Source organism: Campylobacter sp. 2018MI34, from assembly GCF_016598975.1.
Lineage (GTDB): Bacteria > Campylobacterota > Campylobacteria > Campylobacterales > Campylobacteraceae > Campylobacter_D.
In genome coordinates, this window is the sequence record NZ_JAENKS010000015.1 from 1 (window position 1) to 22285 (window position 22285).

At 26.0% G+C, this 22285-nt stretch carries 26 protein-coding genes; 17 read left to right on the forward strand and 9 right to left on the reverse strand.

The genetic code is table 11. The annotated features are described in order from the left end of the window. Positions 1-131: 131 nt before the first annotated feature. Genes JG676_RS05145 through JG676_RS05160 form a run of 4 tightly spaced genes read left to right on the forward strand, consistent with a single transcriptional unit; the run spans position 132 to position 3216 of the window. Positions 132-1208 (forward strand): divergent polysaccharide deacetylase family protein, encoded by a 1077-nt coding sequence (locus JG676_RS05145; RefSeq protein ID WP_200217539.1) that lies wholly within the window; start codon positions 132-134, stop codon positions 1206-1208. Further along, a complete protein-coding gene (gene dprA / locus JG676_RS05150) occupies positions 1198-1971 on the forward strand; it encodes a DNA-processing protein DprA (protein ID WP_200217518.1) in 774 nt (257 codons plus the stop codon). The genes JG676_RS05145 and dprA overlap by 11 nt, the downstream gene beginning before the upstream one ends. Beyond that, complete coding sequence (gene ruvX / locus JG676_RS05155; RefSeq protein ID WP_200217519.1) at positions 1968-2351, forward strand: Holliday junction resolvase RuvX; 384 nt, start codon at positions 1968-1970, stop codon at positions 2349-2351. The genes dprA and ruvX overlap by 4 nt, the downstream gene beginning before the upstream one ends. Next, entirely contained in the window at positions 2341-3216 is an 876-nt protein-coding gene (locus tag JG676_RS05160; protein ID WP_200217520.1) for an SAM-dependent methyltransferase, read from the forward strand. Before ruvX ends, JG676_RS05160 begins: the two co-directional genes overlap by 11 nt. Positions 3217-3247: 31 nt before the next feature. Here JG676_RS05160 and JG676_RS05165 read toward each other — a convergent pair whose 3' ends face one another. From JG676_RS05165 to aspS, 5 genes are all read right to left on the reverse strand, one after another. Then, positions 3248-3400: a hypothetical protein gene (locus JG676_RS05165; RefSeq protein ID WP_200217521.1), complete on the reverse strand. Its 153-nt coding sequence runs from the start codon at positions 3398-3400 to the stop codon at positions 3248-3250. Between the two features lie 12 nt (positions 3401-3412). Next, positions 3413-3592, reverse strand: coding sequence for a hypothetical protein (locus JG676_RS05170; protein WP_200217522.1), 180 nt, complete (start codon positions 3590-3592; stop codon positions 3413-3415). A gap of 467 nt (positions 3593-4059) precedes the next feature. Then, positions 4060-4581 carry an inorganic diphosphatase gene (ppa, locus tag JG676_RS05175; protein ID WP_200170182.1) on the reverse strand — a complete coding sequence of 174 codons (522 nt, stop codon included), beginning with the start codon at positions 4579-4581 and terminating at the stop codon, positions 4060-4062. 248 nt (positions 4582-4829) lie between these two features. Continuing rightward, the gene (locus JG676_RS05180; protein ID WP_200170181.1) at positions 4830-5405 is read right to left on the reverse strand and encodes an adenylate kinase; all 576 of its coding nucleotides are present in this window, start codon (positions 5403-5405) and stop codon (positions 4830-4832) included. Beyond that, positions 5402-7153 (reverse strand): aspartate--tRNA ligase, encoded by a 1752-nt coding sequence (gene aspS, locus JG676_RS05185; RefSeq protein ID WP_200170180.1) that lies wholly within the window; start codon positions 7151-7153, stop codon positions 5402-5404. Before aspS ends, JG676_RS05180 begins: the two co-directional genes overlap by 4 nt. A gap of 89 nt (positions 7154-7242) precedes the next feature. Between aspS and JG676_RS05190 the strand changes: the two genes are divergently transcribed. From JG676_RS05190 to mrdA, 12 genes are all read left to right on the forward strand, one after another. Next, positions 7243-8097 (forward strand): NAD(+) kinase, encoded by an 855-nt coding sequence (locus tag JG676_RS05190; RefSeq protein WP_200217523.1) that lies wholly within the window; start codon positions 7243-7245, stop codon positions 8095-8097. A gap of 1 nt (position 8098) precedes the next feature. Next, complete coding sequence (locus JG676_RS05195) at positions 8099-9622, forward strand: AAA family ATPase (RefSeq protein WP_200217524.1); 1524 nt, start codon at positions 8099-8101, stop codon at positions 9620-9622. Positions 9623-9686: 64 nt separating this feature from the next. Then, a complete protein-coding gene (locus tag JG676_RS05200; protein WP_200170177.1) occupies positions 9687-10931 on the forward strand; it encodes a diguanylate cyclase in 1245 nt (414 codons plus the stop codon). Further along, complete coding sequence (locus JG676_RS05205) at positions 10922-11725, forward strand: TatD family hydrolase (protein ID WP_200217525.1); 804 nt, start codon at positions 10922-10924, stop codon at positions 11723-11725. Before JG676_RS05200 ends, JG676_RS05205 begins: the two co-directional genes overlap by 10 nt. A gap of 1 nt (position 11726) precedes the next feature. Next, positions 11727-12851 carry a lytic transglycosylase domain-containing protein gene (locus tag JG676_RS05210; protein ID WP_200170175.1) on the forward strand — a complete coding sequence of 375 codons (1125 nt, stop codon included), beginning with the start codon at positions 11727-11729 and terminating at the stop codon, positions 12849-12851. Beyond that, a complete protein-coding gene (locus JG676_RS05215) occupies positions 12814-13641 on the forward strand; it encodes a septal ring lytic transglycosylase RlpA family protein (protein ID WP_200170192.1) in 828 nt (275 codons plus the stop codon). Before JG676_RS05210 ends, JG676_RS05215 begins: the two co-directional genes overlap by 38 nt. Before the next feature lie 2 nt (positions 13642-13643). Then, positions 13644-14132: an HAD-IIIA family hydrolase gene (locus JG676_RS05220; protein ID WP_200170174.1), complete on the forward strand. Its 489-nt coding sequence runs from the start codon at positions 13644-13646 to the stop codon at positions 14130-14132. Beyond that, positions 14123-14638, forward strand: coding sequence for an LPS export ABC transporter periplasmic protein LptC (gene lptC, locus JG676_RS05225; RefSeq protein ID WP_200170173.1), 516 nt, complete (start codon positions 14123-14125; stop codon positions 14636-14638). Before JG676_RS05220 ends, lptC begins: the two co-directional genes overlap by 10 nt. After that, on the forward strand, positions 14620-15084 hold the full coding sequence (gene lptA, locus JG676_RS05230) for a lipopolysaccharide transport periplasmic protein LptA (RefSeq protein ID WP_200170172.1): 465 nt from the start codon (positions 14620-14622) through the stop codon (positions 15082-15084). Before lptC ends, lptA begins: the two co-directional genes overlap by 19 nt. Next, the gene (yihA, locus tag JG676_RS05235; protein WP_200217526.1) at positions 15081-15671 is read left to right on the forward strand and encodes a ribosome biogenesis GTP-binding protein YihA/YsxC; all 591 of its coding nucleotides are present in this window, start codon (positions 15081-15083) and stop codon (positions 15669-15671) included. Before lptA ends, yihA begins: the two co-directional genes overlap by 4 nt. Continuing rightward, complete coding sequence (locus tag JG676_RS05240; protein ID WP_200217527.1) at positions 15672-16163, forward strand: hypothetical protein; 492 nt, start codon at positions 15672-15674, stop codon at positions 16161-16163. Continuing rightward, positions 16163-17953 carry a penicillin-binding protein 2 gene (mrdA, locus tag JG676_RS05245; protein ID WP_200170191.1) on the forward strand — a complete coding sequence of 597 codons (1791 nt, stop codon included), beginning with the start codon at positions 16163-16165 and terminating at the stop codon, positions 17951-17953. The genes JG676_RS05240 and mrdA overlap by 1 nt, the downstream gene beginning before the upstream one ends. Here mrdA and queA read toward each other — a convergent pair. Genes queA through tatB form a run of 3 tightly spaced genes read right to left on the reverse strand, consistent with a single transcriptional unit; the run spans position 17946 to position 20055 of the window. Continuing rightward, a complete protein-coding gene (queA, locus tag JG676_RS05250) occupies positions 17946-18965 on the reverse strand; it encodes a tRNA preQ1(34) S-adenosylmethionine ribosyltransferase-isomerase QueA (protein WP_200217540.1) in 1020 nt (339 codons plus the stop codon). The two genes, mrdA and queA, sit on opposite strands and share 8 nt — an antisense overlap. Continuing rightward, a complete protein-coding gene (gene tatC / locus JG676_RS05255) occupies positions 18958-19695 on the reverse strand; it encodes a twin-arginine translocase subunit TatC (RefSeq protein WP_200217528.1) in 738 nt (245 codons plus the stop codon). Before tatC ends, queA begins: the two co-directional genes overlap by 8 nt. Then, the gene (gene tatB / locus JG676_RS05260) at positions 19696-20055 is read right to left on the reverse strand and encodes a Sec-independent protein translocase protein TatB (RefSeq protein WP_200217529.1); all 360 of its coding nucleotides are present in this window, start codon (positions 20053-20055) and stop codon (positions 19696-19698) included. A gap of 118 nt (positions 20056-20173) precedes the next feature. Between tatB and JG676_RS05265 the strand changes: the two genes are divergently transcribed. Then, a complete protein-coding gene (locus tag JG676_RS05265) occupies positions 20174-21133 on the forward strand; it encodes a permease (protein WP_200217530.1) in 960 nt (319 codons plus the stop codon). Positions 21134-21202: 69 nt separating this feature from the next. Here JG676_RS05265 and hemW read toward each other — a convergent pair whose 3' ends face one another. Beyond that, a complete protein-coding gene (hemW, locus tag JG676_RS05270; RefSeq protein ID WP_200217531.1) occupies positions 21203-22267 on the reverse strand; it encodes a radical SAM family heme chaperone HemW in 1065 nt (354 codons plus the stop codon). Between the last annotated feature and the right edge of the window lie 18 nt (positions 22268-22285).

A 22285-nucleotide genomic window follows, 5' to 3' on the forward strand; every position in this document is an offset into this window, starting at 1 on the left:
TTATTCTTGCATAAACTTCATAAAAAAAATATGAATTTCTTAATAAATATTTTGGTATAATCTAAATTTTATAGTTTAATTTTTAAAGTTGGATCTGTTTTGATGAAATATTATATCTTTATAAAAGAATTATTTGTTTGAAAAATCTTATTCGTTTAAAATATTTTTTAATTATCTTTCTTTTAGTTTTAATTATCTTTCTTCTAGCTTTAAAAATTTTTACAGAATATAAAAAACAAGACAATTTTACTTTAACTCCAGTGCAAGAATTTAATTCTAGTCTTGATTTATTTAGTGAAAATAATCAAAACTTAAAAAATGATACCATCTTTAAAAATTATAATTATGATCAAGAACTTAATGTAACTTTTTTAGAAAAAAATCTAAATACACAAGATGATAATATAAGTTTAGATAATAATTTAAGTTCTGATTTAAATATAAGTTTTAATGAGCAAAATTTAAGCCATTTTAGTGATTTAAATTCTAGTTTGATTGCGCAAAAAACAAATATTTTAGAAGAAAAAAATATAAATCAAACACAAATTAATAACACAAAAAAACCAAAACTTGTTATTATTATCGATGATATGGCAAATTCTAAACAAGTAAATGAACTTAAAAAACTCAATTTAAAATTAACTCCTTCTTTTTTTCCTCCGGATAAAAGACATAAAAATACTTCACAACTTGCTTTAGAATTTAAATTTTTTATGGTGCATTTGCCTTTAGAAGCAATTAACTATAATAAACCAGAGCTTAATACCTTAAAAGTAAGTGATTCTAAAGAACATATTGATGCAATGATAAAAAGTATTAAACAAGAATTTAAAGGTTTAAGATATATTAATAATCATACAGGAAGTTTATTTACAAGCGATGAGAATGCTATGAGAAAACTTTTTGATGCTTTTAAAAAACAAGATTTTATTTTTGTTGATTCTAAAACTATAGGAAAAACTAAAGCTTTAAAATTGACTAAAGAATATAATCAACCTTATATACAAAGAGATGTTTTTTTGGATAATGAAGATAATATTGATTATATTAAAAATCAACTTAAGCAAGTTATTAATTTAGCTTATAAAAAAGGTTTTGCTATAGCTATAGCACATCCTAGAAAAAATACTTTTAAAGCCTTAGAAGAAAGTAAAGAAATGCTTCTTAATGTGAATTTAGTTTATTTAAATGAAATTTATGGAAATTAAAATTTTAGATAATGAATTTTTAGCTTATTTTAAAACTTTAAAAAATCCTCCTAAAAAAATTTATTATAAAGGCAATCTTGAGTTATTAAAAAGAAAAAAGGTTGCAATTATAGGTTCAAGAAAAATGAATCTTTATACAAAAAAATGCGTTGAAGAGCTTTCTAGTATTCTTAAAGATAAGGTGAGTATAGTAAGTGGGGGTGCCTTAGGGGTAGATATAAGTGCTTCAAAAGCAGCTCTACCTAATACTATAGCAATTTTTGCTAATGGACTTAATCAAATTTATCCTAAAACAAATCAAAAAATTATAGAAGAAATTTATAAAAATGCTCTTGCTTTAAGCGAATATGAAGCAGATCATATCCCTAAAAAATATGATTTTTTACTTAGAAATCGTTTGATTATCGCTTTAAGTGATTGTATAATCATAGCACAAGCTGATCTTAATAGCGGATCTATGCAGAGTGCAAAACTTGCCCTAGAATTAAAAAAACCTTTATATGTTTTACCTCAAAGATTAAATGAGAGTCAAGGAACCAATGAACTTATAAAAAATAATAAAGCTAAGCTAATAACCAATTTTAAAGAATTTGCCTTGCAATTTGGTATTGAAGAAAAAGAAACACAAGATGAATTTTTAAAATTTTGCAAAAAAGGAGTAAGTGTTGAGGAAGCTTTAGCGATTTATGGCGATAAGGTTTATGAATATGAACTTGAAGGAAAAATTGATATAACAGGTATTTGGGTGAAGGTTATCATATGAATGCTCTAGCTTTAGATATAGGATTAAAGCGTATAGGTATAGCACTTTGTGTAGATGAAAAAATAGCCATTCCTCTTGATGGAATTTTGCGTAAAAATCGCAATCAAGCTGCTAATGAGATAAAAAAATTATTTTTAACTTATAATGTTTCTTTGCTTATTGTAGGTATTCCAAAAGGTTCAAAAAGCGAAGAAGAAATGATAAAACGTATTAAACATTTTGTATCTTTGCTTGAATTTGATAAAAAAATTGTTTTTGTTGATGAAAGTTTTAGTTCTAAAGAGGCATTGAAATTAGGTGTAATAAATACACGCAAAAAAGATGCAAAATTAGATTCTTTAGCGGCTTTGATTATGATAAAGGATTACTTTGCTCTCTAAGATTAGTTTTTTATATACTAAAGAAGAATGGGAGAAAATACTAAATTCTTTTAAAGAAGAAAAAAACATTTGTGTTTTTTTAAATACTTTAAAAACTAATGCCAATTTTTTAGAAAATGAATTTTTAAAAGAAAATTTAGAATATAGAAAACTAAATGAATATTGTTATTTATTTAAGGCTAAAGATAAAAGTATATTAAGCTCTATGAAAGCTTTTGATGAAGCCAAATTTTATATACAAAATTACGCTTCTTATTTATGTGCTTTAAATTTAGAGGTTAAAGCAGGAGATAGTGTTTTAGACTTATGTGCTGCTCCAGGTGGAAAAAGTATAAATTTAGCTAATTTTATGAAAAATATGGGATATTTAGCTTGCAATGAAGCAAGTAAAGATCGTTTTTTTGTTTTGCAAAAAAATCTTAAAAAGTATGGAGTTAATGCAAAAATCTTTTTAAAAGATGGTAAAGTCATAGGAAATTTATGTCCTAATAAATTTGATAAAATTTTACTTGATGCACCTTGTTCAACATTAGCCAAAATGGGTTTTGATTTAAAAAAGAGTCATAAAGAAATTAAAAATATTTCAAAATTACAAAAAAAACTTTTACACTCTGCTTTAAAGGCGTTAAAAACCGGAGGTGAGCTTGTTTATAGCACTTGCACTTTTAGCAGAGAAGAAAATGAGGAAGTGGTAGAAAATGCCTTAAAAAGCGAATTTAAAATAAAACTTTTAGATATAAATTTAGAGCATGCTTTAGCTAAAGATGCACAAAGTGATGAATTTGATGAAATTTCAAAATGCAAACGCATTATACCAAGCTTAGACTATGATGGATTTTTTATAGCAAAACTACGTAAAATTTAAAATTCACATAGTGAAAAAAATGTGAATAAAATTAAAAATTCATTAATTTTTTAATTTTATGATTGATTTTTACAAAAAGCCAATGATTGGTTTTGAAATTTAATTCTTTGCTAAATTTTTTCATATCATATTTTTCAAGCAAAGTAGCATAAATTCCTTGTCTATAAAAACAATTTTTATCCATTCCATAACTTCTTCACATTTCAATAAAAAGATGTAAACAAGGCATATTCCAATCTATATTAGCTTTTTTCTGTATAAATTTTTTACTTTGATTCCAAGGAATTTGACAGGCAAAAAGATAATCTTGTGCATATTTTTCATAAGAAAAATTTTGACACATATTTGCTAAAAAAGAAGGACCTATTATACCCAAGGGATATTTTTTGATTATTTATAAGTTCTTTGCTTCGTTTATAAGTTCTTTACCAAATAAGCTTTGTTGCGGGAATTTGATTGAAGAACTGGTTATTCTTTGTTGATTTATATTGTTATCTATTAAAATATTCTTTGATATTAAAATCAAAAGCATTAAGGCAAATCATATCAAGATCTACCCATACCCCTTGCCCGTTTATAAAGAGTACAAAATCTAAAATAATCTGAAAATACGGCAAGACTAGCCTCTCTATCATCAAATAATAAATTATCAAAAAAAGATTATTTCATTAGTATTTTTTAATATGAATTCTTATACAAAGAGGCATTTTTTTAAAAATTTTATCCTCTAAATTATAAGTATAGAGGATAAAATCATAATCTTTATCAAGCTAATATTTTATAGTTAAAAGTTCAAGAAGAGTGATTCACTATAACCTTCTCTAGTATGCTAAAAACTAAAAATCATTTTTTATAATTTGAAATAGCTTTTTGAAGTATTTCAATAGCAACTTTTTCATCTTTGAAATCTTGCACTTTTACCCATTTATTTGGTTCAAGCATTTTATAAGTTTCAAAAAAGTTTTTAATTTTATTTAAGATAGCTGGCGCTAAATCTGTGTAAGTTTTAATATTGTCATATCTTGGATCAATTTTTGAAGTAGGAAGAGCTAAAAGTTTTTCATCCATTCCGCTTTCATCTTCCATGATTAATACCCCTATTAAACGGCAAGGAATTACAGCTCCTGCTTGAATAGGATATTCATTTAAAATTAAAATATCTAAAGGATCATTATCATCAGCTAAAGTATTAGGAATAAAGCCATAATTTGCAGGATAAAATACTGCACTAGGTATAACACGATCTACAAAAATTGCACCACTTTCTTTATCAAGTTCATATTTAATATTTGAACCATAAGGAATTTCGATGACTGCATTGATTTTGTTTGGAATATCTCCAATTTTAATTTTATTTAAATCCATTTTTCTCTCCTTGTTTATATGTTTTAAATTAATTTTTAGTATTAAATATTAGTTAATATCTAATATAAATCTTACCAATTTATATAAAAAATAATTGTTTAAAATTTACAATAATTTATCTAGATAAATATCTTTATGCTAGATAGTTTCAATTTTATAATTTTTGCAAAATATAAATTTTTAACCTAATTTATTTTTCGGGTGTTATTTTAATATCTGAAAAATAATAATTTATTTTTTCTTATAAATTAAATATTTTGAATTTTCTTTATAAGATCTTTTATATCAGCTACTATAGGATTAATAGCTCTTTCTCCATCTATGATAAAATGAAGTTTCTTTTTTTGATAAAAGCTTTGAATCTCTTCTAAAGGTTCTGTATAAACTTTCATTCTATTATAAAAAACTTCTTCATTATCGTCTTCTCCACGATTTCTTCCTAAAACCCTTTCTTTGGCTACTTCCTCACTTACTTTAACTTCAATGACTCCTTTGAGTTCTACTTCATTTTGTTCATTTAAAACTTTATCAAATTCCATCATTTGTTCTACGCTTCTAGGATAACCATCTATAATAATAGTTTTAGTTGGTGCAGTTTTTAAAGCCGACACTATGGTATTTACAACGATTTCTAGAGGAACTAAATTGCCTTTAGAAATAAAGCTATCGATTTTTTTCCCAAGTTCACTTCCGCTAGCTACTTCTTCTCTTAATAAATCACCTGTTGAGTAATGAGTAATATTTATATCGGAATTTGCTATTAAGCTAGCATCAGTAGTTTTACCGCTTCCTGGTGCTCCTATGATTAAAAATAATTCTTTCATTTTGTTTCCTCTCTTAATTTTATTCCAAGCTCTCTCATAGCCTCATTACTTGCACTTGATGGAGCATCTGTCATTAGACATTGTGCTCTTTGTGTTTTTGGAAAGGCAATCACTTCTCTAATACTTTTTGCACCTGTTACTAGCATAATAAGTCTATCAAGTCCTATTGCTATACCGCCATGCGGTGGTGCTCCAAAACTTAAAGCATCAAGTAAAAATCCAAATTTTTCTCTTTGTTCTTCTTCATTGATATTAAGAAGCTTGAAAACTTTTTGTTGTATATCATTTTTATGAATTCTTATACTTCCCCCGCCAAGCTCAACTCCATTTAAAACTATATCATAAGCAACAGAGCAAATCTCTTCTATATCGGTTTCATCGATATTTTTAGGCATAGTAAAAGGATGGTGCATTGCAGAATAACTTCCATCATCATTTTGTTCAAACATAGGAAAATCAACAACCCATAAGAATTCCAAAGCATTTGGATCTATAAGATTTAATTCTTGTGCTAGGAAAATTCTAAATCTCCCCATATAATTTAAAACAACTTTTTTATTTCCTGCACCAAAAAATACAACATCTCCTACTTCTAAATTACAGCGTTTGCTTAATTCTTTTAAATCCTCTTCACTAAAAAACTTACATAAAGGTCCTTTAAGCCCATCTTCTTTTACTTGTATGAAAGCAAGTCCTTGTGCTCCAAATTTACGTACAAATTCTTCAAATCTTTGCATTGCTCTTTTTGAAAAAATTGTATCACCTTTAGGCACACGCAAAGCTTTTACACGATTTTTTTTACTATCTTTTGCAATATTTGAAAAAATTTCATTATTTGATCTTGCAAAAATATCTATTACATCAATAAGCTTTAGATCATATCTTAAATCAGGTTTATCGCTTCCATAGTTTTCCATAGCTTCTTTATAGCTCATTTGTCTAAATGGGGTATTAACTTCTTTTCCGCAAGCTTTAAAAATATCTTTTAAAAAATTTTCTGCTACCTTAATCACATCTTCTTGTTTACAAAAACTCATTTCAACATCAATTTGTGTAAATTCAGGCTGACGATCCGCTCTTAAATCTTCATCTCTAAAGCATTTAGCAATTTGAAAATAACGATCAAAACCACTGCACATTAGAAGTTGCTTAAAGAGTTGAGGGCTTTGAGGAAGAGCATAAAAATTCCCTTGATGAACGCGAGAAGGAACAAGATAATCTCTTGCACCTTCAGGAGTAGCTTTAGTTAAAATAGGTGTTTCTACTTCTAAAAATCCCATATTTGCTAAAGAATTTCTTGCTGCAATGCAAGCTTTAGAACGTAGAGCAAAATTGTTATAAAGTTTTGGATTTCTAAGCTCTAAAAAACGATATTTAAGACGTAATTCTTCATTTACATTTTCATCTGAAATAGCAAAAGGAGTAGCTAAACTTTCATTTTCTATATTAAGATGGGAGATGACAACTTCAATGTCTCCAGTTTTTAATTTGGGATTATTTAATCCTTCTCCACGGGGACGAATTTTGCCTTGAGCTATTAAAACATACTCATCTCTAACACGAGATGCTATTTCATGTGCTTTTGGATCATCTTTTGGATCGCAAACTAGCTGAATAATTCCACTTCTATCTCTTAAATCAATAAAAATAACACCACCATGATCGCGGTAACTATTAACCCAACCACAAAGAGTTACAACTTCGCCTACATTGGCAATGCTTAAGTCTGTATTATAATGAGTTCGCAATTTTTTTCCTTACTTGGTATTAAAAAAAATTTATATTGTATTATAGTATCTTTATTCTTTTGCTTAGCTAAGATTTGCTATAATTTTGTATGCAAAATAAAATTGATTATAAAAAGATTAAAAAAATAGGACTTGTTGTTAAACCTGATATTGATCTAACTCAAGAAATTTTATATCTAAAAAATATTTTAATAAAAAGAAAAATAGATCTTTTATTTTTAGAAGAACAAAATATAAATTTAAAAATTAATGAATTAGATAATTTGTTTAAAAAAAGTGATTTAATAATATCTTTAGGAGGGGATGGAACTTTAATTTCTTTATGTAGAAAAGCTTGTGAATATCAAAAACCTATTTTAGGAATTCATGCAGGGAATTTAGGATTTTTAACAAATCTTACAATGGAAAAGGTAGAAATTTTTTTTAATGATTTTTTTAAAGGAAAATTTAAAATCGAAAATCCTTTTATGCTTGAACTTACTTTACAAAATAAAAAAAATCAAATTATCAGTAAAAATGCATTTAATGACATAGTATTTTATAAAAAATCAAATATGTCTATGGCCAATATTAAAGTCTATCATAATAAAAAAATGTTTAATCAATATTTTGGAGACGGTTTGATTATCTCAACTCCAGCAGGATCAACTGCTTATAATTTAAGCGCAAATGGTCCTATCGTTTATACTTTAGCACAGGTATTTATTTTAACTCCTATATGCTCTCATTCACTTACACAACGTCCTATTATTTTGCCTAAAGGATTTGAATTTGAAATAGGAGCAAAAGATTGTACTTTTTGTATTGATGGTCAAGAAAAATTTAAAGTAAATGATTTTAAAAATATTAAAATTGGCCTAGGAGAAAAAAGTGTAACTTTTATTTATCCTGATGACAGGGATTATTTTCAAGTTTTAAAAGAAAAATTAAATTGGGGAAATTAAAATGATAAATAGGATTTTAATAAAAGATAATTTAACTTTTAAAAATATCGAGCTTAATCTTACGCCAGGTCTTACAGTTTTTACAGGTTTAAGCGGTGCTGGAAAATCTATTTTATTTAAAGCGATTTTATCGGCTTTTGCTTTAAGTGATAGTGAAGCTAAATGCGTAGAGTTAAGTCTTGATGATGAGCTTAATTTAGAAGAATTTGGCATTGAAAACGAAGAAGAAAATATTTTTAAACTTTTAAAAGAAAAAACGACAAAATATTTTGTTAATAATCAAAGTATTAGTAAAAAAAGCTTAAATTGTTTAAGTAAAAGTTTTGTTAAATATCTTAGCGTTAAAGAAAATAATGAATTTAACAATGAAAAACTACTTAATTTACTTGATGCTTTAGAAGAAGAAAAAAATCCTGATTTTAAGGAATTTAAAAAAGATTTTGAGATTAATTTTAAAGAATATGAAAAACTATCACAAGAATTAAATAAAATTTTAGAAGAAGAAAAAAAAATCGAAGAATTAAAAGAACTTGCTTTAATGCAAATTGAAAAAATTTCTAGTATTAATCCCAAAGTAGGAGAATATGAAGAGCTTTTAAAATTGAAAAAGAAACTTTCTAGAAAAGATAAAATTGATGAAGCATGGATGAAAGCTAGTGCTATTTTTGATCTAGAACAAACAGTGATTAATGCACTTAATTTAAGCGAGGTTAATTCTGATTTTTTTACAGAATGTTTAAATGAGTTGCGTATCGTTTTTGAAAATCAAAAAATGGAAGAGATGGATTTTGATATTGAACAATTACTTGATCGTATAGAAAATCTTTCTTATTTGGTTAAACGCTATGAAAGTATAGAAAATGCTTTAGAAATTTTAGAACAAAAAAAACAAGAATTGAATCATTATGAAAATTTAAGTTTTGAAAAAAAAGAATTAGAGAAAAAAATAAATGAGTTAGAAAAAAAAATTAACTCAGCTTGTGATAAATTTACTCAAATAAGATTTAATAATTTAAAAGACTTGGAAGCACATTTTAATTTATATTTAAAAAATCTTTATATGAAAAATTTAAGTTTTAATTTTTTACAAAATGAAAAAATAACTTTGCAAGGTAAAGATAAACTTGAGCTCAATATTAATGAAGTAAATTTAAAAAAATTAAGTTCTGGAGAATTAAATCGTTTAAGACTTGCTTTAATTGCAACAGAATGTAAAATATTAGGTTCTGGAAAAGGAATTATTTTTTTAGACGAAATTGATGCTAATTTAAGTGGGAAAGAAGCTATGAGTATAGCTAAAGTTTTAAATGAACTTTCTTCTTTTTATCAAATTTTTGCTATATCTCATTTGCCACAACTTTCTTCTAAGGCTGATAATCATTTTTTAATAGAAAAAAATATTCATGAGAGTAAAGTAATAAAACTTGAAAAAAATGATCGTATCAAAGAACTTGCTAGAATGATAAGTGGCGAATTAATAAATGATGAAGCACTTGAATTTGCCAAAACTTTACTTAAAGATTAAGTTTTTTGTATTTTTATTTTTGTTATAATAAAACTTTTTTTATAGATAAATTTAAGGTGTAATAGTGAAAAATAAAATTCTAATTATTGATGATAATAAAATGCTTGGAAAACTTTTAGCAAAAAAAATACAAGCAACCCTTAATTATGAAGTGGATGTTGCTTTTAATTTTGCACAAGCTAAGGAATTATCAATAAGTGATTATTTCTTAAGTTTTATTGATCTTTGTTTGCCAGATGCACCAAATGGCGAAGCGGTAGATTTTATGATAGAGAAAAAATGTCCCACTATAGTTTTAACTGCAAGTACGGATAAAGCTACTAAAAATAATTTTATGGATAAAGATATACTTGATTATATTTGCAAAGAAAGCAATAGTTGTGTTGATCATATAATTAATTCTATTATTAATTTAAAACGCTATGAAAAAACTAAAGTAATCTTAGCAATGAGTAAGCTTAACGAGCGTAATGAAATAAAAAAATATCTTACTCAAAGATTTTTTAATGTTTTAGGTGCTGCTCATGGAGAAGAAGCTTTAAATTATTTAGAACAAAATTCAGATGTAAAACTTATTATTTGCGATGCTAAAATGCCAATTATCGATGGTACTCAACTTTTATTTAGTGTAAGAGAGCGCTATAGTAGTGATGATTTAGGAGTAATTATTTTAGGCGATAAAGATGATGAACTAGAAGTGGATATGCTTAAAAATAACGCAAATGATTATTTAATCAAGCCTATTAATAAGGAATTATTTAATTTTTGTGTAAATCGTTGTTTGGTATTTATGGATAATATGAAATTTTTAAATTCTTATAATCATCTTGATTTTGTATCTGGAGTAAAAAATAATGATGCATTAATGGAAGATTTGGAAAATTATTTAAATGAAATTTCCTCTAAAGATGAAGAATTTGCTTTTGCTTTTTTAGATATTGATAATTTAAAAACGATAAATGACGAATATGGTTATAATATAGGCGATGAAGTGATTAGAATTTGTGCAAAAGAAATTACTGATGAAATTAAGGGAAGAGATATCGTTGGAAGATATAGTGCTGAAAAATTTTGCATTATATTAAAAAATATCAATCAAGAAAGAGCTATTAAAATCTTTTCTCGTATTCGTGTCAATATTAAAAATGTAGGTGTTTTAGCTAATTTAGATGAGTTGTTTTTTACAGCATCCATAGGTATAGTTTTTGCTAATTCAAAAAGCAATAAACAAGATTTGATTCAAAAAGCAGAGAAAACTCTTTCTTTGGCAAAGTCTAATGGAAAAAATAGAGTAGAAGTATGTTTTTAGATTTAAAATTCGATAATAATTTAAAAATAATTGATACTCATTGTCATTTAGATAGTGATGTTTTTTTATCAGATTTGGATAAAGTTTTAAAACACTCTTTTGAAAATGGTATTGATAAGATTATTATTCCTGGTGCTAGTATTAAAGACTTAAAGCGTGCAAGAGAAATTGCTTATAAATATGAACAAGTTTATTTTGCTGCTGGGATTCATCCCTATGATATAGAACATTATGATGAGTGTATTTTAAGAGAATTTCTAAAAGATCATAAATGTATTGCTGTTGGTGAATGTGGGCTTGATTATTATCGTTTAAATGGTAAAGATGAAGAAATTAAAAAAAAACAAAAAGAAGTATTTATCGCTCAGCTTAAATTAGCAATTGAATTTAAAAAACCAGTTATTATCCACTCAAGAGAAGCGAATGAAGATACCTATAATATTTTAAAAGAGTATTCTTCAAAGCTTAATGGAGGAGTTTTGCATTGTTTTAATGCAAGTGAGCTTTTGTTAGATTTAGCTAAAATGGGTTTTTATTTTGGAATTGGTGGGATAGTAACTTTTAAAAATGCTAAAAAATTAGTTCAAATTTTGCCTAAAATTCCAAAAGATAAGCTACTTATAGAAACAGATGCACCTTATTTAACTCCAGAGCCTTTTAGAGGCCAAAGAAATACTCCTTTATTAACACAGTTAGTTGGAAAAAAAATGAGTGAAATTTTAGATATTTCTCATAAGGAGCTTTTAAAGTTGTGTTATCAAAATTCTATAAATTTATTTTTTAAAGAAAATTAAAATGAAAAAAATAATTTTTGCTCTTATTGTAACTCTTAATTATCTTTTTGCACAAATTTATACTCCAGAATACTATAAAAAACAAGTAGATATTTTAAGAAATTTGGATATTGATCCTACCTTTATCAAAGATTTAAATTTTTTTCAATCTAAAGATGATTTGGAAAATAAGCATTCTCAAGTTTTGCTTGACTCTATGAAAAATTTTTCTGCTATTACCCCTATGATACGAGAAATTTTAATTAAAAATGATGTTCCTTCTGAGATTTTGTATTTAGCAATAGTAGAATCAGGTCTTAAAACTCATAGTATTTCAAATGCAAAAGCAGTAGGTATTTGGCAATTTATGAGACCAACGGCTAGAAATTTAGGTTTAAGGGTTGATGCTTATGTTGATGAAAGAAGAGATCCAGTAAAATCAACTTATGCAGCAATTGATTATTTAAAGACTTTAAAGACTGAATTTGGTAAATGGTATTTAGCTTTACTTGCTTATAATTGTGGCAATGGAAAGTTAAGACAGGCTATTAAACAGGCTAAGAGCGATGATTTAGCAGTTTTGATTGATCCTGATAAAAAATATCTTTCCTTAGAAACTAGAACTTTTATAAGAAAAATTCTTATTTTAGCTTTTTTGGCTAATGATAAAGAATTTTTTCTTCAAAAAGATATTTCTTTAATGAATTATTCTTTAAGCAATCCTTTTGTAAAAGTAGATGTTCCTTCAGGTGTTGCTTTGAGAGATTTGGCAAAAAGTGCTAATATTACTTTAGCAACTTTGAAAAAATATAATCCTCAATTTAAACATAATTTTACTCCTCCGGGAAAAGATTATTATATGTATATTCCACTTGAAAAACTAGCTTTTTTTAATAATAATTTTAAATCTTATAAATTTGCTAAGGTGGATACAACTATTCCTAAATCTAAAATTTATATTGTAAAAGCAGGAGATTCTTTGTATAAAATTGCTAAAACCCATAATGTAAGTGTAGATGATATTAAAGAAATAAATAAAATTAATAAATATTTAAGTGTAAATCAAAAATTAATAATACCTATTAAAAACAAGGAGAAAGATGATGCAAATGGTAAAAAAGACTATACTCAAATTGTCAGTCGCTAGTTTTGGTCTAGTATTTTTAAGTGCTTGTTCTAGTAATTTTAGCTCATTAGGTGGTGGTAAAGTTGAAGTTTATTATCCAAGCAATGATTTTAAAGGAACTCCTCCTAGTTCTTCAAGTGCAAAAGGAACAATGAAGCCTTATACGATTAATGGTAAGACTTATTATCCAACCGTTGTGGCGGTAGGAGAGACCGCTGATGGTATTGCAAGTTGGTATGGTCCAGGTTTTCACGGAAAAAAGACTTCCAATGGTGAAACTTATGATCAAAATGCTTTAACTGCTGCTCATAAAACATTGCCAATGAATACCATTTTAAAAGTAACAAATTTAAATAATAATCGTCAAGTTACAGTAAGGGTAAATGATAGAGGTCCATTTGTTGGAAATAGAATTATAGATCTTTCTAAAGGTGCTGCATCACAAATTGATATGATTCATAGCGGAACAGCTCCAGTAAGACTTGAAGTTATAGGATTTGGAAGTAAAAATTCAGGAAATAATATCGTTCATTCTAATGCCAACTATGGAAGTAGTGGAGAACTTGTAAATAATGGTCAAATTTATGAAGGTGGTAATTTTATGGTTCAAATTGGAGCCTTTAAAAATTTACAAGGGGCGCAAAGCATAGCTTCAAGATATAAAACTTATAGATCTTATTCTTCTACTATACGCAAAAGTTCTGTTGATGGATTAAATAGGGTATTTTTAACTGGTTTTAGAAGCGAAGAAGAAGCAAGAGATTTTGCAGCAAGCGGAGCTTTTGCTGGAGCTTTTGTTGTAAGAGAATAATTATGATAGAACTGATTTTTTTAGATGTAGATGGTTGCTTAACAGATGGAAAAATCATCTACTCTCAAGATAAAAAAGAAATAAAAGAATTTAATGTTAAGGATGGGGCTGCTATTGAAGCTTGGTTAAAGCTCGGTAAAAAGATTGCAATTGTAACCGGTAGAACTTCAGAATGTGTTACATTAAGAGCAAAAGATTTAAAAATTGATTTTGTATATCAAGGAATTAAAAATAAATTAGAGTGTGCAAAATTAATCTTAAAAGAATTAAATCTAGATTTTTCCAAATGTGCTGCTATTGGAGATTATTTTAATGATAAAAATCTTTTAGAAAATGTTGCTTTAAGTTTTAAACCTTTGGATGCTCATAAAGATCTAAAAGTTGATATTTGTTTAGATAAAAAAGGTGGAGAGGGAGCAGTAGCACAAATGATTGAAATTCTTATAGAAAAAAACAATATGAAGCAAGATTGGGATAAACTTTGGTTATAAAGATTTTTGGAGTATTAATTGCTTTATTTACTATTATTTTTACAATTTTAACTTTGCAAGATCCTTACTCTTTAAATCTTAAATCTTACTCTTTAAATTTTAAAAATATGGAAGCAAGTAATTTAAATATCTATGAAACCAATTCAAGCACTATAAAAGCCTACTATAAAGCTAATTCTTGGGAACGTTATAATGATAAAGATGTTTTTCATTATTTTACTACTTTAAATTTTGATTTTAATTTAAGTGCTAATACTTTAGAACTTTTAAATGATCAAAAAAATAAAATTGTATTTGAAGGTAATGTAAGTTATAGCGATCTAAATGGAACAAAGATTTTAAGTCAAAAAGTAAAATTTAATCCTGATGATAAGATTTTAAGTACCGATGTAGGCTTTAAAGCTTTTTTAAATAAGAATCGTGTCGATGGAAATATTTTAGTTTATGATTTAAAAAAGAATACATTGCAAGTTGAAGGAGTTCAAGCGTGGATACAAGAAAAATAATTTTTCTTTTGATATTTATATTGCAGTATTCTTTTGCTACGCAAATTGAAGTAAAGGCTTTGAGTTTTTATTTAGATGAGAATGCAGGTAAGAGTACTTTAAGTGGCAATGTTGAAGTAAAAAAAGGAAAAGATATTTTAAATTCGGATAAATTGGTTATTTATATGGATAAAAATAAAAAACCAATAAAGTATGAAGCAATACAAAATGCTAAATTTGAAATTTATTTAGAAGATAAGATTTATAAAGGAAGCGGGGATCGTTTAATTTATAATGTATTAAAAGATACTTATGAAATTAATGGTAATGCCATTGTTAATGAAGTTACAACAAATAAAAAAATTTATGGCGATAAAATAGTTATTGATAGAAAAAACAATACGTATCTTGTTGAAAGCAAAGATAAAAATCCCGTCCGTTTTGTTTTTGATGTGGAACAAAAATGATTTATAAAGCTAAATTTTTTTCTTCTTTTGAGTGTATTAGTGATACTATGCCATCTAATTTTAGCGAAGTAGCTTTTTTAGGAAGATCAAATGTTGGAAAAAGCTCGCTTATTAATGCACTTTGCAAGCAAAAAAATCTTGCAAAAAGCTCATCAACTCCAGGTAAAACACAGCTAATTAATTTTTTTGAAGTTTTTTGTAGCAAAGAAGAAGAAAAATTTAGCATTTATTTTATTGATTTACCTGGTTTTGGCTATGCAAAAGTTTCTAAAAAAACAAAAGAAATATGGAATAAAAATTTAAACGAATTTTTAAGATTAAGAACTTCAATAAAACTTTTTATTTTACTTATAGATTCAAGACATATAAATTTGGAAATTGATTTAAATGTTCTGCAATATTTGCAAAATATTTTAAGAAGCGATCAAAAAATTTTACGTGTTTTTACTAAAAGCGATAAATTAAATCAAAGTCAGAAAAATAAAATCAAGGTTAATTTTAAAGATGCGTATTTGGTTTCAAGTGCAAATAAAGAGGGCTTGTTAGAACTTGAAAAAGAAATAATCTTAAAGACTTTAGGTTTTTAAATGAAAAATCAGCAAATTCATAATGTGCATTTTAATTTAATTTATTTTTTTATAGCTTTAGTTTTGATTATTTATGAAATTTTAAGTTCTATTTTTATTTATTTACCTGTATTTTATGGAGTATTTTTTTGCTATATGTTTTTTTTATTAGAGCAAAAAGAACGTACTTTATATGAACTTGATTTTCGTTGGTATTTTTGCTTATTTTTTTTATTTTTTACTGATGTGACTCATAATTTTTTTATATTTTCTTCTTGGATTGCTTTTTTTATCTTTTATTATTTTTTTGCTTATTGGATTAAAACAAATTTAAAAATGGAAAAATTTATACCTATTACTTTTGTTTTATGTGCATATAGTTTTATTTATATTATAGATTTAATATTTTCTTATATTGCAAAGCAAGATTTAAAATTTTTTGGTATAGAATATTTTTATTCTTTAGTTGCAGAATCTTTTATTGCTTATATTCTTTTTAGGAATAAAATTTGATACGTTTAAAAATTGTTATAGCTTTTATAATGTTATTTTTTATTTTTTTGCTTAGTCGTGTTTATTATTTAAGCATAAAATCAAATGTTTATTATGAAGAAATGGCAAAACAAAATGCAATTAAAACAGAATACCTAGCCCCTGTTCGAGGGCAAATTTATGATAGAAATGGTACTTTACTTGCTATTAATGATTTAGGTTTTAGTATTTCTATAAAACCTTATTTGAGTCTTAAAAAAGCAAAAAGAATTATTCTAGAAAAAGAACTTAATAATATTGTAAATCTATTTCCAGATCTTAATATTACTTTATTAGAAAGAACATATAAACGCAATGATTCTTTTTATAATCAAGATTTTATTAAGGTGGTAGATTTTATTCCCTATAATAAAATGTTATCTTCTTTTTCTGAGCTTAATTTAAATGAAAATATAAAAATAGAACCAGCGGTAAAAAGAATTTATCCTTTTGATCACTTAGCATCTCATATTATAGGATATGTAGGAAAGGCAAATTTACAAGATGTTAGTGAAAATGATATTACGAAACTTACTGGTTATACTGGAAAAAGTGGTATTGAGCGGTATTATAATGATATTTTACAAGGTCAAAAAGGGATTAGAGTTTATAAAGTAAATGCTTTAAACAAAGAAATAGAACAATTATCTTATGAACCTCCAGCTTCTCAAGATATCGAGCTAACAATTGATATAAACTTACAAAGTTTTTTAACTGAGATTTTTAATGATAATGCTGGTGCTGCTATTATTATGGATGCTAGAAATGGAGAAATTTTAGCTGCTGGAAGTTTTCCAGAATACAATCTTAATCCTTTTGTAACGGGAATTTCTATCAAAGAATGGAGCGAACTTTCAAATAGTCTTGATCATCCTTTTACAAATAAATTAGTTAATGGGCTTTATCCTCCTGGATCTGTAGTAAAAATGGGGGTAGCTTTATCATTTTTAGATTCTAAGCTTATAACTCCAAACTCAAGTTTTTTTTGTAGCGGTAAGGTAGAACTTGGAGGAAGGAATTTTAGATGTTGGAATAGAAGCGGTCATGGTCACGTTGATTTAAAAAGTGCTATTAAACAAAGTTGTGATGTGTACTTTTATAATGGAAGTTTGCAAGTAGGAATTGATAGAATTTCAAAAACTTTAGGACGCATTGGATTTGGTGAAAAAACTGGAGTAGATTTACCTAATGAATTTGTTGGAACTGTTCCAAGTCGTGAATGGAAAATGCAAAAATTTAATCTTCCTTGGTTTCAAGGTGAGACTTTAAATACAAGTATAGGTCAAGGAAATTTTTTAGTAACTCCTATGCAAATTGCCAGATATACTGCTCAGTTAGCAAGTGAAAAAGAAATAATCCCTCATTTTTTAAGAAAAACTGAAAATAATCAAACTTTTAATAGAATAGAGCATAATATTTTTACCCCTTTAGAAAAGGAAAATTTACCTTTAATTAAGCAAGCTATGTATGCAGTAGCTAATGAACAAGGAGGAACAGCTTATAGATACTTAAGCAATATACCTATTAAGATAGCGGCAAAAACAGGAACAGCACAAGTTATAGGTTTTTCTCAGGCAGATAAAAACAGAGTCAATGAAGAACAATTAAAATATTATACAAGATCGCATACTTGGCTTACTTCTTATGCCCCATATTCTAAACCAAGATATATTGTCACCATTTTAGTAGAGCATGGTGGAAGAAGTATTACTTCAGGAGCTATTACAGCAAAAATTTATGAAAAAATGATAGAGCTTGGATACTTTAAATAATCAACATTGCATCCCCGTAAGAATAAAAGCGATATTTTTTCTCTATGCAAAGTTTATAAAGTTCTAAACATTTTTCTCTACCAATAAATGCCGAAACAAGCATTATAAGTGTAGATTTTGGTAAATGGAAATTCGTTAAAAGGTAATTTTGTCTTATGGGCTTATTGAAAGGATGTAAAAAAAGATTGCATTCTCCGTTCATTTTTTGAGTTCTTGCAAAATATTCTATCGTTCTAGTTGTTGTTGTGCCTACTCCTAGTATAGGAGTTTGAGATTTTATTATAGAAGCTACATTTTCATCTATGCTAAAAAATTCAGAATGCATCTTATGATCATTAAGATTTTCGCATTCAACATTTTTAAAAGTTCCTGCACCAACATGAAGAGTTAAATAATAAATTTTATGTTTTTTACTTAAAATGTCTAGCATATTTTTACTAAAATGTAAGCTTGCAGTTGGAGCTGCAATAGCGCCTAAATTTTTAGCAAAAATACTTTGATAATCTATTTCATCGCTTTTTGTGTCTTCTCTTTTGATATAAGGAGGCAGAGGAATGTGTCCTATATCTTCTAAAATATTATAAAGCGTTAAAATATCAACGATTTTTTCATCTTTATAAAACAAAACTCTACGCATTCCATTATCTAAAAGTTTGATAATTTTAGCTTGTAGGTTATTTTGAAAATTTAAGATATCATCTTCTTTTACACGTCCTTTAATTTGTACTAAAAATTCGTTATCTTTGTAAGGTTGGTGTAAAAAAAGTTCTATTTTTCCTCCGCTTTTTTTCTCTCCAAAAATTCTTGCTTTAATAACCTTAGTATCATTAAAAAAAATAGCGCAATCAGGTAAAAACTGATGGAGTTTGGCAAAAGTACTATGAGTGATTTTATTTTTATTTCTTTCATATACTAAAAGCTTAGCACTTTCTTTTGGAATTGCAGGATGATTAGCTATTAGTTCTTTGGGTAAATAATAATTATAATTTGAAAGAATTAAATCTTTATGCATCATCCTCACTATCTTTTGATGGATTTACTTTTTTAGCAATTAAAATTGAAATTCCATAAAGTCCACAAAGTGGCATTGCCATTAAAAATTGTGAAATCATATCAGGAGGAGTCATCATGGCAGAAAATATAAAAATAATAAGCACAGAAATTCTAAAATGTTTTTTTAAAAAAGTATCATCAATTAATCCAAGTTTTGCAAAGAAAAACGTAATAACAGGCATTTCAAAAGCTAAACCAAAAGCAATAACAAGTTTTGTAAAGAATCCAACATATAATCCAATACTGATTAAAGGTTTAAAATCTTGAGTTTTTACCCCAAAATCAACTAAAAATTTAAAAGCTAAAGGAATTACAATAAAATAACAAAATAAAGCCCCTAAGATAAACATAATACTAGCAAAACTTACAAAAGGAATAACAAGTTTTTTTTCATTATCATAAAGCCCAGGAGCTACAAATTTCCAAAATTGCCAAAAAATGATAGGCAAAGAGGCAATAAAGGCAGTAAAAAAAGAAACTTTCATTGCTGTAAATAAAGGCTCTTGAAGCTCAACGAAGGTAATTTGTTTTGAAACTTCTGGCAAAACAGCTTCTACTGGACTTTTTAATATATCTAAAATATATTCATTAAAAAAGAAACATATAAAAAACATTACTATAATAGAGCACATACTAATAAATAAACATTTTCTAAGTTCTATTAAATGGGGTTTTAATTCTTCAAACATTTATTTTTCCGTATTTGATTTTAAATTTTCTTGTTCTGTATTTTTTTCTTTTGAGGAATCAAAAGTTAAATCGACTTTGTTATTATTCATAATATCTTTTTTAAGCTCATCAAATTCCTCAAAACTTAATTTTTTTCTTATACTTTCATTGGTAGATGAGAATTCATCTTTATATTTTTTAGCCTCATCTTTAAGATCATTAATTCTAATTTCTTTTTCTATACCAGCTTTAGCTTCATCGATATTGCGCTTTAATGCTTTAAAAATTTTTGCCGCTTGCACAATTGCTTCTGGAAGCTTATCAGGACCTAATACCAAGATAGCAACAACTAGAATAACTAAAATTTCGCTAAAACTCATTATAATTCTCTTTAATTGATTTTTAGCATTCTACATAAATTTTTATTACTTTTAAATTAAATTTTAAGCAATAAAATTTAAAATGAATTTTGTTTTATTTGTATCATAAGGTTAAGTAATGTTTTTTGATAAATTATTTATATCTTTAAAAGAATTTATTTTTCTTTTTTGTGAAATTTCTTTTTTATTTCTGCTTATAAATATGATTGTTTTTTATATAGATAAAAAATATACCAATCTTTTTAAAGATCATTTAAAAAAAGATGGTTTTCAAGCCTATATTAAAGCTATAATTTTAGGATCTTTAACACCATTTTGCTCTTGCTCATCAATTCCGCTTTTAAATGCTTTTTTAAGGGCAAAAGTTCCACTTGGGGTTTGTATTTCCTATCTTATTACTTCACCTTTAATTAATCCGATTGTTGTTGCAATGTTTATAGTAAGTTTTGGTATAAAAGTTACTTTATTTTATGTGAGTTTTTTAATTTTTGCTATTTTAATTGTATCTTTTTTTATTTCAAAAATAAATACACAAAAATTTTTTAACGAGTATTTTTTAAATGATCTAAATGACGATACAAGTAATTCTTATTGTAATAATCAAAAACTAAATTTTATTTTTAAAGCAAATTTTCAATCTAATAAAATTATTCGTTTTAAAATTAAAAAAGAAAATCTTTTAAAAGAATTATTTTTAAAAAGTTTTAAAGATTATAAAAAAATATTTATTTATATTATTATAGGTATGGCAATTGGTGCGATAATACATAGTTTTTTTCCAAAAGATTTTTTTGAAATTTATTTAAAAGATTATGGAATTTTGGCGGTGTTTATAGCGGCTTTTACAGGAGTTTTGCTTTATATGAATTGCACAGCAATGATTCCTGTGGCTTTAACATTGATTCAAAGTGGCATCCCTTTAGGGATAATGATGAGTTTTCTAATAGCTGGAGCTGGATGTTCTTTACCTGAATTAATATTATTAAAAAGAATATTTAAATTGAGTTTTTTAATATTGTTTGCAAGTATTATTGTATTAATTGCAATTATTTTTGGCATTTTAATATTTTTTATATAAGCGTTTTTAAAAATAAATATATTTTTTTATTTTTAGACATTAAAAGAAATTTTTATATAAAAAATGAGATTAAAAATATAAAGCAAGTTCGTCACTAAGTAAAAAATTTAGATTATAAAATCTTCCTTTTTTATAATGAAGTTTTTTTTCTTTAACGAGTAAGGCAGCTTTTTGTTTCTGCAAAGTATTTAAGCGACTTTCTTTTACGCCCACTATACTTCTAAAGCCTAGAAACAAATGTTCTAAATTTAAATCTTTTAAACTTAGATTTTCTATTTTCCTAAAAGTAGGATTTGCTATATAATCTTTTAAATTTTTTACCGTATAAAATCTTTGATTTTTTAAAAAACCTATCGCACTTAAACCACAACCTATATAAGCTTTTCCTTGCCAATAAGCAAGATTGTGTTTGCAAATATAAGTTTTGTTTTTTGCAAAATTACTTATTTCGTATTGAAAAAAACCAAGTTCTTTAAGATTATTAATAAAAAATTTCATTAAATAGGGTGCATTTTTTTTAAAATGTTCTTTTTTAGCAAAAATAGTTTTTGGTTCTATGCTAAGATTGTAAGCGCTTAAATGAGTGATTAAAGGTTTAATTTTTTTTAAATTTAAAAGTTCAAATTCAAGCATTTTTTTACCATCCATTTTTGTATCATAAATAAGATCTAAATTTATATTTTTAAAATTTGCTTTATTGGCATTTTCTAATACTTTAAAAATCATATCTTGACTATGAATTCTTCCAAGAAATTTTAATTTCTTAGGATGAAAGCTTTGAGCACCAAAAGAGATACGATTTAGGCCAAAATTTTTCATTTCTTTAAGCCATTCTAAAGAAGTTGAATTCGGATTTGCTTCGCAAGTGCTTTCTAAATTTTTAGACAAAAAAGGTTCTAAAATTTTAAAAATTTCTTCATAATATCTAGTTTGTATAATGCTTGGAGTTCCACCCCCAATAAAAAGAGTTTTAATTGAATTTTTTTTTACTTTAAAAAAATCAAGCTGAAATTTTAAATCTTTTTTTAAAGTATTAAAATAACTATCCTCATAATTCTTTTTTTTCAAAGAGGTAAAAGAACAATAATAACATTTGCTTTCGCAAAAAGGAATATGAATATATAAATGATACATATTTTCTCTATAAATTGA

Coding starts and splice junctions, on each gene's coding strand:
- dprA (WP_200217518.1), top strand. CDS start 1,198: ATGGAAATTAAAATTTTAGATAATGAATTTTTAGCTTATTTTAAAACT.
- ruvX (WP_200217519.1), top strand. CDS start 1,968: ATGAATGCTCTAGCTTTAGATATAGGATTAAAGCGTATAGGTATAGCA.
- JG676_RS05165 (WP_200217521.1), bottom strand. CDS start 3,400: ATGGATAAAAATTGTTTTTATAGACAAGGAATTTATGCTACTTTGCTT.
- ppa (WP_200170182.1), bottom strand. CDS start 4,581: ATGGATTTAAATAAAATTAAAATTGGAGATATTCCAAACAAAATCAAT.
- JG676_RS05180 (WP_200170181.1), bottom strand. CDS start 5,405: ATGAAAGAATTATTTTTAATCATAGGAGCACCAGGAAGCGGTAAAACT.
- JG676_RS05190 (WP_200217523.1), top strand. CDS start 7,243: ATGCAAAATAAAATTGATTATAAAAAGATTAAAAAAATAGGACTTGTT.
- JG676_RS05195 (WP_200217524.1), top strand. CDS start 8,099: ATGATAAATAGGATTTTAATAAAAGATAATTTAACTTTTAAAAATATC.
- JG676_RS05205 (WP_200217525.1), top strand. CDS start 10,922: ATGTTTTTAGATTTAAAATTCGATAATAATTTAAAAATAATTGATACT.
- JG676_RS05210 (WP_200170175.1), top strand. CDS start 11,727: ATGAAAAAAATAATTTTTGCTCTTATTGTAACTCTTAATTATCTTTTT.
- JG676_RS05215 (WP_200170192.1), top strand. CDS start 12,814: ATGGTAAAAAAGACTATACTCAAATTGTCAGTCGCTAGTTTTGGTCTA.
- JG676_RS05220 (WP_200170174.1), top strand. CDS start 13,644: ATGATAGAACTGATTTTTTTAGATGTAGATGGTTGCTTAACAGATGGA.
- yihA (WP_200217526.1), top strand. CDS start 15,081: ATGATTTATAAAGCTAAATTTTTTTCTTCTTTTGAGTGTATTAGTGAT.
- JG676_RS05240 (WP_200217527.1), top strand. CDS start 15,672: ATGAAAAATCAGCAAATTCATAATGTGCATTTTAATTTAATTTATTTT.
- queA (WP_200217540.1), bottom strand. CDS start 18,965: ATGCATAAAGATTTAATTCTTTCAAATTATAATTATTATTTACCCAAA.
- tatC (WP_200217528.1), bottom strand. CDS start 19,695: ATGTTTGAAGAATTAAAACCCCATTTAATAGAACTTAGAAAATGTTTA.
- tatB (WP_200217529.1), bottom strand. CDS start 20,055: ATGAGTTTTAGCGAAATTTTAGTTATTCTAGTTGTTGCTATCTTGGTA.
- JG676_RS05265 (WP_200217530.1), top strand. CDS start 20,174: ATGTTTTTTGATAAATTATTTATATCTTTAAAAGAATTTATTTTTCTT.
- hemW (WP_200217531.1), bottom strand. CDS start 22,267: ATGTATCATTTATATATTCATATTCCTTTTTGCGAAAGCAAATGTTAT.